The organism is Streptomyces deccanensis (genome assembly GCF_022385335.1).
Taxonomy (GTDB): domain Bacteria; phylum Actinomycetota; class Actinomycetes; order Streptomycetales; family Streptomycetaceae; genus Streptomyces; species Streptomyces deccanensis.
Genome location: NZ_CP092431.1, coordinates 5,501,341 through 5,517,442 on the forward strand (window position 1 = coordinate 5,501,341; position 16,102 = coordinate 5,517,442).

Sequence of the window (16,102 nt, forward strand, 5' to 3'; positions counted from 1 at the left end):
CATTCGGGGGTGGGGAGGTGGGGGCGGAGAGGGAAGGGGGGAGCTCATACGCCGACGTAGTGCTCGGCGAACCAGTCCTGGCGGCTGCGTGAGTCGCGCAGCGACGCGAGGCGGGAGCGCCGCAGGGCGTTGTGGAACAGGGACGTGCCGTCCGTGCCGTCCGTGCCGGACGGGCCGTGCAGCAGCCCGATCATCCAGTGCGAGAACTCCTGCGCCCGCCAGATGTACGCCAGACTGCGCGTGGAGTAGGCGTCGAGGCCCTCGGTGTCGCCGTGGCGGAGGTCGTCGATCAGGGCGCGGGCGAGCAACTCGGCCTCCAGGACGGCGAGGTTGGCGCCCTTCGCGGCGGACGGGCTGATGAGTCCGGCGGCGTCGCCCACCAGGAACAGCGAACCGTGGCGCAGCGGTTCGAGCACATCGGACTCCAGGTCGACGACGGCCCGCCCCACCACGGGACCCCGGTGCAGCGGGCCGTACTCCGTCGCCCGCATCCGCAGCTCCAGCTCGTCCCAGACGCGTTCCTCGGACCAGGCGGCGGCCGGGGTCCCGCGCTCGCACTGCAGGTAGTAACGGGTGATCTCACTGGTCCGCGCCATGTGCCCGGCGAAGCCCCGCTCGTGCGTCGCGTACCCGACGGCGTCCAGGCTGGGGGGCGCCTCGGCGAGCAGTCCGAGCCAGGTCACCCCGTGGTCCAGGTGGTGCCGGCGCACCGAGCCGGCCGGCAGCGAGCGCCGGGCCACGCCGTGCCGCCCGTCGCACCCGGCCACGTACCGCGCCCGCCACCGGCCGGGCCGCCCGTCCGGCTCGCGCACGGTCACCGAGGGCCGATCCGTGTCGGCGTCGAGGACGTCCACGGCCTCGGTGGCGAAGCGCACCCGGCCGCCGGCGGCCAGGAACCGGGTCAACAGGTCGGTGACCAGGTGCTGTTGGGGGTAGACGGTGTGCCGCTCACCGCGCCCGAGGCCGCTGTAGTCCAGCCGGAACCGGCCGTCCTCCGTGCGGAACTCGCAGGTGCTGTGGGCCTGTCCGTGCCGCCGCAGCCCCTCGGCCAGCCCGTGCCGCTCCAGGATCCGTACGGTGCGGGCGGCCAGGAACCCGGCGCGCGCCCGGGTCTGGACGTGCGCGCGCTCGGCGCGCTCCAGCACGACGCAGTCGATCCCGCTGTCCTGGAGGAGATTGCCGAGCACGAGCCCGGCCGGCCCGGCACCGAGGACGACCACATCGGCTGCTCTCCGGATCTTCCTATCTGTCACGGGAAGGGATGGTAGGTGCCCAGAAGTTCCCTACTGGACGAAAATCACCTGAACGAGAAGAGCGGAAACCGTGACGTGTCGTCAGGCGTGCCGTGGCGGGGCGCGGTGTGCCACCTGCGGTGGGACCGCACACCCTGCCACCGTCACCGGCTCAGCCCGTCGCGGGGAGTTGGCTCCGGTTCCGGCAGTCCCGGCAGCGGCTGTGTCCCGCGGAGCGGAAGCCTCGGTCGCAGCCGTCGCAGTTCCGCATGTGCAGGATCACCGGGCGTTCTGGGGTTTCGGGGCTTCCGGTCGCCGGTGCCGGTGTGGTCAGGGGTGTCTCCTTGAGGCGGTAGGCGAGGATGCCGACCGGGCGGACGAGGAGGTCTGCCGGGAGTCGTGCGGTGAGGTGGTCGGTGATCTGGGTGGGCAGGAGGCCTGCGCCGAGCCACCGGGTGACGGCCGGGGCGAGGCGGGCGGCTTCTCGCGCGGACAGCACGAGGCGGGGATCGACCCGGCGGAGGCCGGCGAGTACGGCGATGGCTCGGGGGTCGGCGTCGGTGAGTGGGGCCGGTGCCTTCTCCGTCTCCACCTCCGTCTGTACGGGCGTCTGTACGGGCGTCTCCACTGCGTCCCGCACGGCCCCGGACGCGGGTGCGGGCGTGGCCGCGGCTGGCCGCTTCCGGGGGCGGCGAGGCTTGGGCGGCCTGGGAGACCCGCCGGGATCCGGGTCGGGCTTGCCGCCGGGTACGTCGTAGAAGTACGTCCGGGTGCGGACCTGGCCGGTGGGCGTTCGCTCGCGGCGGCGTTCCAGGTATCCGGCCGCTTCCAGTTCCCTCAGCGCTCGCGAGATGAGGATCTCGCCCTCGTCGAAGTGGGCGCACAGGGCGGTGATGCTCACGGGGGTGCCGCTGGGCAGGGAGGAGATGTACGTCGCGACGCCGACCGTGACCGCGCTGCCGCGCCGCTGGGCGAGGGCGTTGGAGATCACGGTGAAGTCGGCCGTCAGCCGGGTGCGTACATGGATCACACCGGAGGTCGGAGCAGCTCCGGCGTCGGCGCGCAGGGGCGCGTTAGACTGCGAATCAGCCATCGGGAAGGTGTTGTCTTCCTGGTTGGTCAGGCCCTCGTTCGGGATTGCCGTCCCGGCCGGGGGCCGAAGTCTGTGTGCGGTTGTCGCGGCGAACGTAACCGCCCGCATCCTGCGCCTGCAAGCCGGTCACTCGGACGGGTGATGCGCCCCTCGCGGTCAGGGAGGGTGGGTGGGCGGGTAGTTCTTTCCCCCGGTTCTTTGGGGAGGTCAGCGGCCCGCCGGACCCTCGTGGGCAAGGGCCCGGCGGGCCCGGAAGACGGACGGCGGCCGGGGCCCGGCTGTCTCAGGGGCGGTGGTGCGGCCCGGCTTTCAACTCGCCTATGAACGCGGCCCAGGAGGCGGCGTGGAAGCACAATGCCGGACCGTACGGGACCTTGCTGTCACGGACCGGGACGACGGCCTCTCGGAACCCGTCGGCCACCTCCACGCAGTCGCCCCCCGCCTGATTGCTGTAGCTGCTCCTGCGCCAAGCGGCGCCGTTCAGATCGAGACGGGAGATTCGAGCCACGGTAGTTGCCCTCCATCGTGGACCGGATCATGTCGATTGACATGACCGGGGGCAGGGCTGCCGCCCGCAGCCGATCGTAAATCACCTTGTAACGGCTGACGTTGGTTGGTTCCTCGATCAATTGGCCATAGTCCGAACCCTCTGTGTAGGCCACTTCTGAGCCGTCCGACAGGGTCAGGATCGTCAGCGAACCGCCCATGGCCTCATGCCCGCCTTGGTCGAAGGGCAGTGCCTGCACAGCGATGTGACGTTCCGTGGCAGCGTCCAGCAGTCGCGCCAACTGCTTCCGCATCACGGCGTGGCCACCGATCGGACGTCTCAGTACCGCCTCGTCCAGGATCACGCAGAGCTCCGGCCGGCCGGGTGAACTCAGCCTCTCCTGCCGCCCCATACGGGCTGTGACTCGCTCCTCCAACTGTTCCTCGCCGTCCAACAGAGCGTCCAAGCTGAGAACAGCCCGCGCATAGTCCTCCGTCTGCAACAGACCCGGCACCACATGCGCCGCGTACTGCCGGATGACCACCGCCCGCGCCGAGTACTCCATGAACTTGCGCGACCAGTCGGGGAACGCCTCCCGGTACACGTACGGCCACAGGTCCACCAACAAGTCGTCCGCGCCGAGGGCCGCGTCCAGCGCCCGCGCCAGCTCCAGCGTCGGCTTCGCTCCGGACGCCCGCTCGATCTGGGTGATCCGCGTGCTCACCACGTGCGTCCGGTCACCGAGCTCGGCCTGCGTCAGTCCGGCCGCCGTGCGGAGCCTGCGCACCCGCGCGCCGAACAGCGCCGCCATCGACGCGCTGGGATCAATTCCGTTGGCCAAAGCGTCACTTCCGTTCCTTACGGACTGAAAAGTAAGGCTGCGTCACCTGTCGAGCGTAGGGCGATCAGACGACTCTTGGACACGGAACGTGACGATTCGCGTACTCCGCGAGATGTCTCAGCTCGACAGACAAGGACGGAACAGCCGTGCGGACAGCAACCACCACCCCGGCAGACGGACCACGGCGGAGCACCGCGCACCTCGCGGCAGAAACCGTCGCGCTCGGCGACGAGGTGAAGCCGGGTGAACTCCCCGCGATCGCCGAGCGGTTCGTCTCCTCTCCGCGAGGTGCGCGGCTTGCCCGGCGCCTCGCCGTCAGGCACATGGAGGAGTGGGGCTACCCGGCGGCGTCCGACGTGTCGTGCAGCGTCGCTCTCGTCGTCGGCGAACTCGCCGCGAACGCCGTACGGCACGGCCGAGTCCCCGGACGGGACTTCGGTCTCCGGCTCGCCCTCGACCTGGCGGCAGGGCTGGTTCGTATCGAGGTCGCCGACGCCGCCTCCGCGAAGCGGCCACCCACGGCCCCGCCCTCGTCGTACCCCGAGGGCGAGTCCGGGCGAGGGCTGTTGCTGGTGGACGTCCTGGCCGCGCGCTGGGGATCGGAGCCTCGTCGCCCGGTGGGCAAGACGGTGTGGGCGGAGGTGCCCCTTGAGGCACAGCCGGTGTTGAGGCGGTAGCCGCGTGCCTCCGCCTCTCCTGTCCGTGCGAGGCAGGCGCGGGCGCCCCAACAAGGTCTGTGACAGCGGTGATTCAGGTCTGCGGACGTGCCGTCAGGCAGCCGCGGCGGGGCGTGGTGTGCCGCGGAAGACCTGGCTGAGGTGCCAGTCGAGGTGGCCGGCCGCCACAGGGCGCACGCCCGGTTGCGGGCCGATCAGCGCGCGGCCCGCCAGCGCGAGGACCTGCTCGCGGGCGGCGGCGCTGTGGCCGACGAAGCGCTGGGAGACGAGGACGCGGTGGTCGGCGCCGACCCCGAGGACACCCTTGTCGAAGAGCTTGTGGTGGAGCGAGCACAGGCACAGCCCGTTGTCGACGTCGTCCGGTCCGCCCAGTGCCCACCAGCGCACATGGGCGGCTTCCAGGCCGACCGGGACGGGGCCGAGCCTGCCGTCGTAGCCGCAGAAGGCGCACCGGTACTCGTAGGCGGTCAGTACGAGGTCGCGCATGCGGCGGTCCCGCTGCCTGCGCGCGGCCGAGAGGTGCACGACCTCCGTCGGCTCCGGATCCAGGCCGACGGCCTCGCACAACTCGCCGTGCACGGAGGGTGGGAAGTGCCGGTCCAGCAGCAACCGCGTGATCCGGTGCAGCAGTTCCGGCTCGCCGCGCAGCGCGGCACCAAGTTCCGGCGCGAGCCGGCCGGTGGCACCCGACTCGCGCAGGTCCCGGATCCCGCTGCCGGGACTGCCGGGGCCGCGATCCGTACGGACCTCCCACACGCCGTCGCTGACCAGGTGGTGGAACGGGTACGCCGGTGATGTCTTGTGGGGCGGTCCGTACTCGGTCAGCAGGCGCTGGAGGTCCTCCTCGACCGCGCTGTAACGGAGTTCGCCGTCGGGGTCCTGCTGGAAGCGGCCGAGGGCGTGCAGGAGCAGCAACGGCTTGTGCGGAGCGCGCGTCCCGTTCCTGGTCCACTGCCGCAGTCCCGCGATGCGCTCGAGCCAGTCCATGGCGGTGATCGTAGTGAGGCTCGGTGGCCCGGGTGAAGGGCCGGCGGCCGGGGTGAAGGGCAGGGCTTCGGCGTAGTCGCATGACGTCCGGTTCGTGATCATCCGAGGCCGAGGAGTGCGAGGGGGCGGCGTGGGTCGCGGGCGTTGCGGCGAAGGCCGGCTGCGATGTTCTTCACTCCGGCCGTGCGGAGGACTCCGATAGCGAGGTTGCGCCAGGTAGCCATCACGCGGGGCGCGTTGCCGGTCCGCAGCTGGGAGGAGTCCTCGGCGAAGGTGGTGTCGCGGACATGGTGCAGGGCCTCGATCTTCCAGTGGTCGCGGACGAGTTCGGCGAGCTGGGCCGCAGTGGCCTGTTCGGCGGTCAGGCTGGTGACGGCGTAGACCGTCTTGACGGTGGTCTTGCCGGTCTTGCGGTCGGTGCGGCGGCGCTTGATCTGGACGGCCTGGCGGGCTCCGGGGAAGAGGAGGCTGTTGACGGTGGCGACCTTGATCCGGCGGATCTCCGAGCGGCCGTGGCCGATGCCCCGGGTGCGTCCCTGAAGCGGGATGTCTTTCCAGGGAAGGGACTTGAGCTGCCGACGCAGCTTCTTCTGGTTGCCCTTGACGATCACGATGTAGTGGGCGCCGTGGCCGAGGAGGTAGTCAGCGTGCTCGCGCTGGGTGTGCATCGCGTCGCTGGTGACGACGGTTCCTGCCAGGTCAGCGACGGTGTCCAGCAGCGGCTGGAAGCAGGTGATCTCGTTCGTCTTCTCGCCGACGTCCAGCTGGGCCAGGACCAGGCCGGTGGCGTGCTCCAGTGCGGCGAGCAGGTGGATCTTGCGGCCCTTCGCTCTGGCCGCGCCGCGCAGGCTCTTGCCGTCCACTGCGAGGCCGCGCAGCCCGGTCGCCTTCGGGCGGCGGTCGGCGAGCCATCGTCCGACCGCCCGGTCCAGCGCGTCGCCGTCGATGCGGGCCAGGAGCCGCCGGACCGTCGTTTCCGCAGGCAGGAGCCGTTTCGGGAACAGTGGGTCGAGGCGTATGCCGAGGGTTCCAGGATGTGTGGCGGGGCGTCGGCGATCCATTCGCTGACTGCCAGCACAGAGGTCGCCCCCGCCAGAACTGCGCACGCGGCCAGCGCGAGCACGGCAACCAGAGCGTGCCGTACACCGCGTGGGTCTCGTGGGTCGGGCACCTCGGCCAGCCGCTCCAGCAGGCGCGGGACCTCGTCGGATACGACCTCGGGATGCTTGCGGAGCTGGTCAAGGGCGCGCGGGATCAGCGATGATGCGTCGACAGGCACGGTCTTCCACTCGGATCACGGGGCGTAGAGAACTCCATGATCTTCGAAGCCCGTGCCTGCCACGTTCCGGGTACCACCGAGTTGACAGACCGTCATGAACCGGGCCCCACACGACAACGTCGAAGTCCTGGAAGCAGGGCCGGTCAGTCGACGTCGAAGCCGCCCGAGTCCACGTCGGCGCTGTCTCCGCTGTCCTCCCGGTCGGGCCCGCCCGGCGGCCCGGCCGTTTCGCGGAGCTGTGTGCTTTTGGCGGAGAGGAATATCCCGGTGATCCCGCCCGCTATGCAGGCCATCATGAGGGCCATCCCCGAGAAGAACAGGGCGGCCCACGGCGGCCTGCTGGTGTCCACGTCGAAGAACATGAGCAGGAACGCGCCGGGCAACACGCCGAATATCCACGAACCGCAGACGGTAATCACGGTCAGGCTCTGGTGGAGATCGGAGAAATCTGCGTCGTCCCGTCCCGGCCACACGACCGGGATCAAGGCGATCGCCTGACAGGCCAGGCAGGCGAGTTGGATGACGGCGTAGCCCGCGAACCAAATCGGGCGCGACCAGTAGTACACCAACCCGGCCAGGGCGCTGAGGAATGTGCCCGCGTTACCCACCGTCACCCACACCGAGCGGGACCGTACGAAATCGGACACCGCGTCGAACACCTCCACCCAGAACCATCCCTGGGTGAAATCTCTCCGCCTGAGGTTGTGTTTGATGTTGTTCAGCATGCGCCCCCCGAGTGTGCCGGTGTCGTCCCTGCCCTGCATCATGCCCACGTCAGGGGACTCTTCCACCGGGCGCAGCCTCGCCGTCGGAGCCCTACGCACGGCCGGGGTGAAGAACATCGCGGTTGGTCTCCGCCGCAACGACCGCGACCCTCGCCACCCCCTCGCACTCCTCGGCCTCGGATGATCACGAACCGGACGTCATGCGACTACGCCGAAGCCCTGGGGTGAAGGGGCGGCGACCGGTCTGGATCGCCGCCCCGACTGCGGCAGTTGCCGACGAAACACCCATACGGTTTTGCCCCCAGGGGCAATTACCGCCGATTCACAGAATCTTGATCCAGGACGCGCTCACCCCGCCGGGGTGATTCGGCCAGGTCATGACGTTCCATTTGTTGATTCCGGCGGCGGGCTGCCATGCCGCGTCGCCGAACCACTGGACGCGGTTGTTTCCGGTCGAGATGCGGGTGATCCAGGAGTTGCCGGGAAGGGGGGCCGTTCCGGCGTTGGCGAAGCACACGTTGGTGTCGGAGCGGCCGGGCTGATGGTAGGTGACCTGCACGAAGTCGGCGCGACCGCAGCCGACTTCATTGATCGCGAAAGCGTTCGTCGTGGTGACGGCGGTCAGGGAGGCCGTCAGCGCCAGGGTCGTCGTCGCGGCCAGGGTCACCCGCTTGGCGAGTTGTCGCATGAAAATTCTCCACCTTCCGAATTCGACAGATTGCGCATCGGTCGACTGTTAATACGGGTCGGCGGGGAACCGGGTTGCTTCGCCGTGGCGGAGTTCTTTCAGGCTGCCCTTTGGGGCAACTCCGGTGGCGGAAAGGGCATGGACGCCGGGGGTCGCAAAAGACTTCCCGCTCCGCTGAACCCCTTCCTTGTATCGCGCATCTAGAGGGGTGCAGAAGCGCACCGAGGCGTGCGCCGATTCGTGTTCGAGGGGAATCCGAGATCTCATGAAGAGCAAGCTGACCGCCATGGCCCTCGCGGCGATCGTCGTCACCGGCACCGCCGCTGCCGCCACTCCGGCCTCCGCCGCCGCGCCGACCCGCTGTCACACCGCGGACCTGAAGGCCGGCTTCGCCATGGGGGATGACGCGAAGCCCGAGATGCAGCAGACCGAGAAGCAGACTCAGGCCTACATCTGGTTCACCAACAAGAGCGAGCGCACCTGCACGCTCTCCGGGTTCGCCGGTGTCGACATGGTCGGCGCGCAGACGACCGACGGCACGTGGTCGCTGATGCGCTCCGCCCAGAAGCCGCAGAAGCTGACTCTGGAGAAGGGGGACACGGTGGACTTCAGCATCACCCTGCTCCCGGTGGCCGCGTCGACGCCCCGGGCGGAGAAGTTCGTCCCCGCGAAGTTCCTGGTGACCCCGCCGAACGAGACGGACCACTTCACCCTGACGTGGCCCTTCGGCGGCCAGATCCTCAAGCAGGACGCCGCCACCCGCCCGGCCACCTACCTCAACCCGATCGGCCTGTAACCGACGCGGAGAAAAAGGGGGCGGCCTCGCACAACGAGGCCGCCTTCTCAGCGCTCACGACCGCGGACGGCGTCGGTACCGGCCATGTCACCGGAGCGGAGGTCAGGTCATCGGCTCCGTCGCGTGTCGGACGGTTGGAGGAGTTGGTCGACGGGGGCGTAGTCGTCGGTGAGGGGGCGGGCGTCGGCGGTCCAGGTGGTGAGGGGGGCGCCGGTGGTGATCCGCCAGCCGATTCGGCGGGTGTCCAGGGCTTGCTGGGTCGCGTGCAGGTCGACGGGCCGGTCGGAGGCGAGCACCACGAGGTTGCCGCCTTCGGAGGTGGCCGTCGGGTCGAGGCCGATGTTCGAGGGGTCGCCGACGAGGGCGACGTGCTCGAAGGTCTCGGCGAGCGTGGCCACCTCGGCGCGGGCGAAGGCCAGGTCGCCGTGGTCGATGAGGTTGGCGACGTACAGGCCGTCGGGTTCGAGGACCCGGCGTACGTCGGCCATCGCCTCCACCGTGGTGAGGTGCCACGGCACGCTGACGCCCCCGAAGGCGTCACCGACGACGAGGTCCCGGCTGTCGGCGGGCAGCGCCCGCAGACCCAGTCGGCCGTCCTCCACACGTACGTCGATCCCGGCCTCCGCCCGCAGACCGAGCCGTTCACGGTCGATGCGTACGACCCCGCTGTCGATCTCGGACACGAGGCTGCGCGTCCCGGGCCGCGTGGCGGCGAGGTAGCGGGGGAGGGTGAGTCCGCCACCGCCCAGATGGTGGGCGGCGAGCGGCTCGCCCTCGGGAAAGGCCGCGTCGACCGCCGACGCGATGGCCCGCACGTACGTGAACTCCAGGAACGTCGGATCGTCGATGTCGACGTAGGAGTGCCGCACGCCGTCCAGCACGAGCGTGCGGCCGCCGTCCCGGTCGGGGTCCGCCACGACCCGGGCGCAGTGGTACCGGGTCTCCGCGTCGCAGGCACCGGGCGCGACCGCGGTGCCGAGGCCGCCGGCGACGACCGCGAGGGCCAGGGCGGGGGTCCCGCCCCACCGGCGCGTACGCCACTCGACCAGCGCCGAGCCGACCACCAGCAGGATGCCCAGGCCGACCAGGATGCCGCTCACCGGCAGCCGCGACACGAGGACGAAGCCGGTGAGGACCGTGCCGACGATGGCGCCGACCGTGCCGACGCCCGACAGCCGGCCGACGACCGTCCCGGTCTCGGCGAGGCGGGTGAGACGCAGCTTCGTCACCATCGGCGTCACCGCGGAGAGCAGTGCGCCCGGTACGAGGATGGTCAGCGACGCGATCAATAGCAGCAGCGCCGGTGCCCACTCCGCGGTGGTGCGCAGCACGGCGGGGGTGAGCGCCACGACCGCTCCCGACACGCCGAGCGAGGGGCCGATCAGGCGGCGCGGGTCGACCTGGTCGGCGAGGATCCCACCCAGCCACGAGCCGACGGCGATCGCCGTGAGGGCGATGCCGATCACCATGGTGCTGGTCTCCAGGGTGAGACCGAGATAGGGAGCCAGCAGCCGCAGGGCGACGATCTCCACCACCAGGACCGCCGCCGACGACCCGAACACGAGCACGGCGGCGGTGCGGGAACCCAGTCCGGGGCCGCGAGGACTGCCCTCGGCGCCGGGTGAGGACGACGATCCGGTCACGGCCGCCATCCTCGCACGCACCGATCGACCGAACAGCACCCGTGGCTGACTGCCCGACGGCGGCCGTTCCGCGTCCGCCCGGCGGCCGTTCAGTGTCCGTCGCCGCAAATTCGTTGGCGGCGGACGTACGACCGCTGCTAGCTTCCCGGTGGCCGTGCGAGAGAACGAGGAGGTGGTACCCGTGAACGCAGTATCGACATGGGTGCTCCCCTCCGGGGTCACGGTCGGGCGATAGGTCGTCGTCCGGGAGCGCCGTTCGCGCGCACTCCCGAAAGGCACGACCATGCGCTTCATTTCCGAGCAACGCCTCGACGACGGCGTCCTCGAACGCGAATTCACCCTCGGCGAGATCCCCGGCACCTTGTGGGCGCCCGAATGGACGCCCGCATCCTCCGCACCGCTCCCGCTGATCCTGATGGCCCACAACAACGGCCTGCCCAAGGCGGACCCCCGGCTGGTCGCCCGCGCCCGATACACCGCGGCACGCGGCTACGCGGTGGCCACCATCGACGCCGCCGGATGCGGTGACCGTCCCCGTTCCGCCGCCGACGAGCGGGTCCGCGCCGAGCTGGGGCGGGCGATGCGGGCCGGCGAACCGGTCGACGAGCTTCTCGAGTCCCTCGTCGGCCCCCTGGTCGAGAACGCCGTCCCGGACTGGCGGACCACCCTGGACGCCCTCCTCCAACTGCCCGGCATCGGCGGTCCCGTCGGGTACTCCGGCGGTTGGGCGGCCCTCGGTATCCGGCTGGCGGCGGTCGAGCCGCGCATCGCGGCCGCGGGCTTCCACGCCGGGGGATACGTGCCCCGCGCCCAGCGCGAGGAGGCCCGGCAGGTCACCGTTCCGCTGCTGTTCCTGCTGCAGTGGGACGACGAGGGCAACCCCCGGCAACGGGCCCTGGACCTCTTCGACGCCTTCGGCAGCAAGGAGAAGACCCTGCACGCCAACCTGGGCGGCCACACCGGCACGCCGTGGTTCGAGCTGGAAGACGGCTGCCGCTTCTTCGACCGCCACCTGAAGTGAGACCGACCGTACGTCGGCACGGCGGGTCCTGACGTCAGGTGTTGACGGCAGGACCCGCCGTCGTCGCACGGTCACGGCACCACACGTCCGGACCCGCATCGGTCTCCCGGCGCGACAGTTGGCGTCCTGGACCCCCAACTCTCCCTGATCGCACGTGACTTGTTCTGCACTGGAGTCGGAACTTGTGCGAATACTGTGCGACGACGTGACAGGGCGATGAGGAGGAACAAGAAGTGATCCGTGTCTCGCGCGTGACGACCGCCGTGGCGGCGGTCCTCGCGCTGGCGCTGGCGTCGCCGGGGGCGGCGCTCGCGGCGCCGGAACCGGACCCCGGGCGGCTGTCGGCCCCCGCGTCCGCAGGACTACCCGAGGGCTGGCGGACCACCGGCTCCGGGAAGTCCGCGGAGCTGGTGTGGCGCTCGCCCGAGAAGGTGCCGGTGGGCGACGCCCAGGTCGAATTCCGCAGCGGGGACCGCCTGTTGGGCATCCCCAGACCCGCCCCGGACGGGCGCACCTTCCGGCTGCCGCTCGACGGCGTGCGCCTCGGCAGCACCGACGACCTGCGGGTCGAGGCAGCCGGGCGCCGGCTGGACGCGGCCGGAGCGAAGGCCGCGGCCCGTGAGCGCCGCGCACTCGACGCCGCGTCGGACGACCCGTCGCGCCTGCCCCGCACGGCGACCGTGAACAAGGTCGACCCCGGTGTGCCCGGCCCGTTCCGTACGACCAGCGGCGAGTACTCCCTGCCGTCGGTCCACCTGCCCGGCTACGACACCGACGTCGAGATGAAGGCCGTGGTGGTCGCGCCGGAGGACGCCCCGGGCAGCCGCCCGCTGGCGCTGTTCCTCCACGGACGCCACGTCACCTGCTTCCAGGGCGAAGACGTGACCCTCGAATGGCCCTGCCCGGCCGGCCACGAACCGGTCCCGAGCTACCGGGGCTACCAGCACGACCAGCGACTCCTCGCCTCCCAGGGCTATGTGACGGTCTCGATCTCGGCCAACGCGATCAACGCCCAGGACTGGCAGGCCGACGACGCCGGTGCCCAGGCCCGCTCCTCGCTGATACGGCTGCACCTGGCCCACTGGGCGGACTGGGCCGCCGACCCGTCCACCGCCCCCGACGTCGTACGCCGGGCGCCCCGCGCCGACCTCGGCCGGGTCATGCTGGTGGGCCACTCCCGGGGCGGCGAGGGCGCAGACCGCGCCGCGCTGGACAGCCTCACCCCACCGCCCGCCGACGAGGACGGCTACCACGGCGAGACCCGCTGGACGATACGCGGAACCGTCCTCATAGGCCCCACGATCTTCGGCCAGAACCCGGCCCCCGACGTGCCGTCCGTGACGATCCTGCCGGGCTGCGACGGAGACGTCATCGACCTCCAGGGCGAGCTCTACGTCGACGGCACCCGAGGCGTCAGCCGCGGCAAGGCCCTGCACAGCGCGGTCTACATGACCGGCGCCAACCACAACTACTTCAACAGCGAGTGGACCCCCGGCCAGGCCACGGCACCGGCGAACGACGACTTCCTGTACGGCGGCGACGAGCACGACCCGCTGTGCTCGCCGGGCACCGCGACCCGGCTCACCGCCGCGCAGCAGCAGAAGGCCGGCTCGACGTACATAGCCGCCGCGGCCCGGCTGTTCGTCGCCGGTGACGACGCGGCCCGCCCGCTGCTCGACGGCTCGCCCGTGCGCGCCGCGTCCGCCGGTCCCGCCCGCGTCCTCACCCACGCCGTCGGCGCCGCCCGCTCGGGGGCGTTCCTGCCCGTGCCCTCCGCCACGGTCGGCGGCGGCCGGCTGTGCGCCCAGGTGGACCCGGACCCCGGCGCCTCCTGCCTCGACCCCGATCTCATGACCGCTTCCCCGCACTTCGCCCAGTGGCGCGGGGTGACGCCCGGCAAGGAGCCGGACCGGTACGCGCTGGCCATGGAGTGGAGCCGCGCCGGCACCGCCACCACGCTCAGCCCCGCCCGCCCGGTCTCCCTGTCCGGCGCGCGGCAGCTGAGCCTGCGCGTGATCGTCCCGCCGAACACCACCGGCACCGAACTGGACGTCGCCCTCACCGACACCTCCGGCAAGCGGGCGGACCTCGGCCGGGTGACCGTCGACGGCCTGCCGGGCACCTCCCGCACCTCCTCCTACTGGGCGCGCGAGATCCGCGTACCGCTGACCGCCGAGACCCGGGAACGCATCGACCTCGGCCACGTCGCGACGCTGCGCCTGACCCCGCGTACCGCGTCAGGGACGGCCTGGCTGATGGACGCGCACGGCTGGCGCCCGGGCACCCCGGTCGTTGAGCCCGCGCGGCTCGCGCGCGTGGACGTCGGGCACCTGAGCGTCGAGGAGGGCGACTCCGGCACCCGCACCTACCAGGTGCCGGTCCAGGTCTCGGGGTCGGGCAGCGGCGAGGTCCGGCTGTTCGTGGCCGAGCCGGGCGCCGATCGGCCGGTCGCGCGCACGGTGCGGGTCCGGGCGGGCACCCGTGTCGACGTGCCGGTGTCGGTCGAGGGCAACACCCGCTACGGGGCCGACGATCTCCATGTGGTGGCCGTCAAGTCCGTACGCGGCGCGGTCGTCGGCTCCTATCTGGGCGGCGTCACCGCGCGCAACGACGACCCCCAGCCCGAGGTGACCGTGACCCCGGTCGCCGACCAGGTCACCGAGGGCCGGCCGCTGGTCTGGCGGATCAGCCTCTCCGCGCCCGCCGACGTCGTCACCTGGACGGATCTGGAGCTGCTGCCCGTCTCCGCCGGCACCGAACTGTCCACCACGGACGTGCCCGCGGCGTGGCTGGAGGAGACCTTCGGGGCCTCGCCGGATCCGGAGCGGCCCCTGTCCGCGCTGTCGGACGTCGCGGTGATCATGTCCGAGGTGCCGGCGGGCAGCCTGAGCATCGACGTGTCCGTACCGACCGTCACCGACGGGCTGAGCGAGGACACGGAGTCGCTGCGCCTGCGCCTGTGGACCTACGCCCCCGACGGAGCGGCGATCGAGGGCCCGCAGTTCACGGGCACGGTCAGCGACGCCGCCTAGCCCATCCCGCACACGGCACACCGCACACCGCGCATCTCCATGAGGCGCCGTCGGCTCTCCCGCTCCCTGGGAGGGCCGACGGCGCCACCACGGACGCGGGCGCCGTCACCTCAGCCCTAAGGGACTGTTAGGACTTCGTTCCCGCTGTTGAGCGGGGCCGCTCCGCCGTCGACTCTGTGTGCTCCCGGGCCGCTGACAAGGGAGTTCCGATGGCCACACAGACCACGACCGAGCGGGCGCGCGAGCCGCGCCACGACGAACGCAGGGTCGTCAGCAACATCGTGCGCGGATCGATCGGCAACCTGATCGAGTGGTACGACTGGTACGCGTACACCGCCTTCAGCGTCTACTTCGCCTCCGTCTTCTTCCCCTCCGGCGACCAGACCGCCCAACTGCTGAACACTGCCGCCGTGTTCGCCGTCGGTTTCCTGATGCGGCCGATCGGCGGCTGGATCCTGGGCCGCTACGCCGACCGCCGCGGCCGCCGCGCGGCGCTGACGCTGTCGGTGACGCTCATGGCGGCCGGTTCGCTGATCGTGGCGCTGACCCCGTCGTACGGCTCGATCGGGGTCGCCGCGCCGATCCTCCTGGTGGCCGCGCGGCTGCTCCAGGGACTGTCGGTCGGCGGCGAGTACTCCACCTCGGCCACCTACATGTCCGAGGTGGCCTCGCCCGGCCGCCGCGGCTACTACTCCAGCTTCCAGTACGTCACCCTCATCGCCGGTCAGCTGACGGCGCTCGGCCTGCAGATCGTCCTGCAACAGGTGCTCAGCACCGCGCAGATGGAGGCCTGGGGCTGGCGGATCGCGTTCGTCGTCGGCGCAGCGGGCGCGGTCGTCGTGCTGTGGCTGCGGCGCGGCATGGACGAGTCGGAGAGCTTCGAACGCGCGGCGGCCGAGGCCGAGGCAGGGGGCGGGGGCGAGGACGGGAAGCGGCAGGACGGCGAGCCGGCCCGGGGGAGCCTGCGGCTGCTGCTGTCGTACCCGCGGCAGTGCCTGACCGTCGTCGGGCTGACCATGGGCGGCACGCTGTTCTTCTACACGTACACCACGTACCTGCAGAAGTTCATGGTCAACACCAGCGGCATCGCCAAGCCCACGGCGGCCTGGATCAACTTCTTCGCGCTGCTCGTCTTCGTCCTGCTGCAGCCGGTCATGGGTCTGCTCTCCGACCGGGTGGGACGCCGTCCGATGCTGATCACGTTCGGGGTGCTGGGCGCCCTGGTGGTGGTGCCCTCGCTCACCCTGCTCTCCCGCACCAGCGACCCGGTGTACGCGTTCCTGCTCATGGTCGTACCGCTCGCCGTCAGCTCCCTCTACACCTCGATCAGCGCCATCGTGAAGGCCGAGCTGTTCCCGACCTCGATCCGGGCGCTCGGCGTCGGTCTGCCCTACGCGCTGACCGTGGCCCTGTTCGGCGGGACCGCGGAATACGTCGCCCTCTGGTTCAAGAACGCCGGGCACGAGAGCTGGTACTTCTTCTACGTCACCGCCTGTGTCCTGATCTCGCTGCTCGTCTACATTCGGATGCGCGAGACGTCGGACGGCTCGCCGCTCGACGAGGAAGCCGCCCGCCCGTAGGGCAGACAGGTCCTGCGGGAC

Annotated in this window: 14 protein-coding genes and 2 pseudogenes; 6 read left to right on the forward strand and 10 right to left on the reverse strand. The window is 71.1% G+C overall.

The features are described 5' to 3' along the window. Window positions 1-44: 44 nt before the first annotated feature. From L3078_RS24505 to L3078_RS24520, 4 genes are all read right to left on the reverse strand, one after another. Window positions 45-1,220: a 4-hydroxybenzoate 3-monooxygenase gene (locus tag L3078_RS24505; protein ID WP_420864184.1), complete on the reverse strand. Its 1,176-nt coding sequence runs from the start codon at window positions 1,218-1,220 to the stop codon at window positions 45-47. A 184-nt stretch (window positions 1,221-1,404) separates the two neighbouring features. Continuing rightward, window positions 1,405-2,325, reverse strand: coding sequence for a hypothetical protein (locus tag L3078_RS24510; protein WP_239756112.1), 921 nt, complete (start codon window positions 2,323-2,325; stop codon window positions 1,405-1,407). 283 nt (window positions 2,326-2,608) lie between these two features. Further along, window positions 2,609-2,752: a DUF397 domain-containing protein gene (locus L3078_RS24515; RefSeq protein WP_319103933.1), complete on the reverse strand. Its 144-nt coding sequence runs from the start codon at window positions 2,750-2,752 to the stop codon at window positions 2,609-2,611. Next, the gene (locus L3078_RS24520) at window positions 2,706-3,623 is read right to left on the reverse strand and encodes a helix-turn-helix domain-containing protein (protein WP_239760451.1); all 918 of its coding nucleotides are present in this window, start codon (window positions 3,621-3,623) and stop codon (window positions 2,706-2,708) included. Before L3078_RS24520 ends, L3078_RS24515 begins: the two co-directional genes overlap by 47 nt. A 176-nt stretch (window positions 3,624-3,799) precedes the next feature. Between L3078_RS24520 and L3078_RS24525 the strand changes: the two genes are divergently transcribed. Further along, window positions 3,800-4,330, forward strand: a complete 531-nt coding sequence (locus L3078_RS24525) for an ATP-binding protein (protein WP_239756114.1) — start codon at window positions 3,800-3,802, stop codon at window positions 4,328-4,330. 93 nt (window positions 4,331-4,423) lie between these two features. Here the strand turns inward: L3078_RS24525 and L3078_RS24530 are convergent, their stop codons facing one another. The 3 genes and pseudogenes from L3078_RS24530 to L3078_RS24540 all read right to left on the reverse strand — a co-directional run. Then, a complete protein-coding gene (locus tag L3078_RS24530) occupies window positions 4,424-5,317 on the reverse strand; it encodes a phosphorothioated DNA-binding restriction endonuclease (RefSeq protein WP_239756115.1) in 894 nt (297 codons plus the stop codon). A 251-nt stretch (window positions 5,318-5,568) separates the two neighbouring features. Further along, window positions 5,569-6,378: pseudogene (locus tag L3078_RS24535) on the reverse strand (ISAs1 family transposase); the annotation flags it as partial. Window positions 6,379-6,407: 29 nt separating this feature from the next. Further along, a pseudogene (locus tag L3078_RS24540) lies at window positions 6,408-6,488 on the reverse strand (hypothetical protein); the annotation flags it as partial. Between L3078_RS24540 and L3078_RS44630 the strand changes: the two are divergent. Then, window positions 6,453-6,581 carry a hypothetical protein gene (locus tag L3078_RS44630; RefSeq protein ID WP_275593166.1) on the forward strand — a complete coding sequence of 43 codons (129 nt, stop codon included), beginning with the start codon at window positions 6,453-6,455 and terminating at the stop codon, window positions 6,579-6,581. The pseudogene L3078_RS24540 and the gene L3078_RS44630 overlap by 36 nt on opposite strands. A 158-nt stretch (window positions 6,582-6,739) precedes the next feature. On the opposite strand, the gene L3078_RS24545 is transcribed toward L3078_RS44630, so the two are convergent. Both L3078_RS24545 and L3078_RS24550 read right to left on the reverse strand, forming a co-directional pair. Continuing rightward, window positions 6,740-7,321, reverse strand: coding sequence for a hypothetical protein (locus tag L3078_RS24545; protein ID WP_239756117.1), 582 nt, complete (start codon window positions 7,319-7,321; stop codon window positions 6,740-6,742). A 322-nt stretch (window positions 7,322-7,643) separates the two neighbouring features. Beyond that, window positions 7,644-8,009 (reverse strand): beta/gamma crystallin domain-containing protein, encoded by a 366-nt coding sequence (locus L3078_RS24550; protein ID WP_239756118.1) that lies wholly within the window; start codon window positions 8,007-8,009, stop codon window positions 7,644-7,646. Between the two features lie 265 nt (window positions 8,010-8,274). On the opposite strand from L3078_RS24550, the gene L3078_RS24555 reads away from it, so the two are divergent. Beyond that, entirely contained in the window at window positions 8,275-8,805 is a 531-nt protein-coding gene (locus tag L3078_RS24555) for a DUF4232 domain-containing protein (RefSeq protein ID WP_239756119.1), read from the forward strand. Window positions 8,806-8,912: 107 nt separating this feature from the next. Here L3078_RS24555 and L3078_RS24560 read toward each other — a convergent pair whose 3' ends face one another. Continuing rightward, window positions 8,913-10,448 (reverse strand): fused MFS/spermidine synthase, encoded by a 1,536-nt coding sequence (locus tag L3078_RS24560; protein WP_239756120.1) that lies wholly within the window; start codon window positions 10,446-10,448, stop codon window positions 8,913-8,915. A gap of 283 nt (window positions 10,449-10,731) precedes the next feature. Between L3078_RS24560 and L3078_RS24565 the strand changes: the two genes are divergently transcribed. The 3 genes from L3078_RS24565 to L3078_RS24575 all read left to right on the forward strand — a co-directional run bounded on the left by L3078_RS24565 (window position 10,732) and on the right by L3078_RS24575 (window position 16,081). After that, the gene (locus L3078_RS24565; RefSeq protein ID WP_239756121.1) at window positions 10,732-11,469 is read left to right on the forward strand and encodes a dienelactone hydrolase family protein; all 738 of its coding nucleotides are present in this window, start codon (window positions 10,732-10,734) and stop codon (window positions 11,467-11,469) included. Between the two features lie 233 nt (window positions 11,470-11,702). Further along, the gene (locus L3078_RS24570; protein WP_239756122.1) at window positions 11,703-14,501 is read left to right on the forward strand and encodes an alpha/beta hydrolase; all 2,799 of its coding nucleotides are present in this window, start codon (window positions 11,703-11,705) and stop codon (window positions 14,499-14,501) included. 209 nt (window positions 14,502-14,710) lie between these two features. Next, window positions 14,711-16,081, forward strand: coding sequence for an MFS transporter (locus L3078_RS24575; protein WP_239756123.1), 1,371 nt, complete (start codon window positions 14,711-14,713; stop codon window positions 16,079-16,081). Window positions 16,082-16,102 lie beyond the last annotated feature (21 nt).

Bases quoted from the DNA above. Each gene is read 5' to 3' on its own strand.
- L3078_RS24510 (WP_239756112.1), bottom strand. From the start codon at position 2,325: ATGGCTGATTCGCAGTCTAACGCGCCCCTGCGCGCCGACGCCGGAGCT.
- L3078_RS24520 (WP_239760451.1), bottom strand. From the start codon at position 3,623: ATGGCGGCGCTGTTCGGCGCGCGGGTGCGCAGGCTCCGCACGGCGGCC.
- L3078_RS24565 (WP_239756121.1), top strand. From the start codon at position 10,732: ATGCGCTTCATTTCCGAGCAACGCCTCGACGACGGCGTCCTCGAACGC.
- L3078_RS24530 (WP_239756115.1), bottom strand. From the start codon at position 5,317: ATGGACTGGCTCGAGCGCATCGCGGGACTGCGGCAGTGGACCAGGAAC.
- L3078_RS24550 (WP_239756118.1), bottom strand. From the start codon at position 8,009: ATGCGACAACTCGCCAAGCGGGTGACCCTGGCCGCGACGACGACCCTG.
- L3078_RS24545 (WP_239756117.1), bottom strand. From the start codon at position 7,321: ATGCTGAACAACATCAAACACAACCTCAGGCGGAGAGATTTCACCCAG.
- L3078_RS24555 (WP_239756119.1), top strand. From the start codon at position 8,275: ATGAAGAGCAAGCTGACCGCCATGGCCCTCGCGGCGATCGTCGTCACC.
- L3078_RS24575 (WP_239756123.1), top strand. From the start codon at position 14,711: ATGGCCACACAGACCACGACCGAGCGGGCGCGCGAGCCGCGCCACGAC.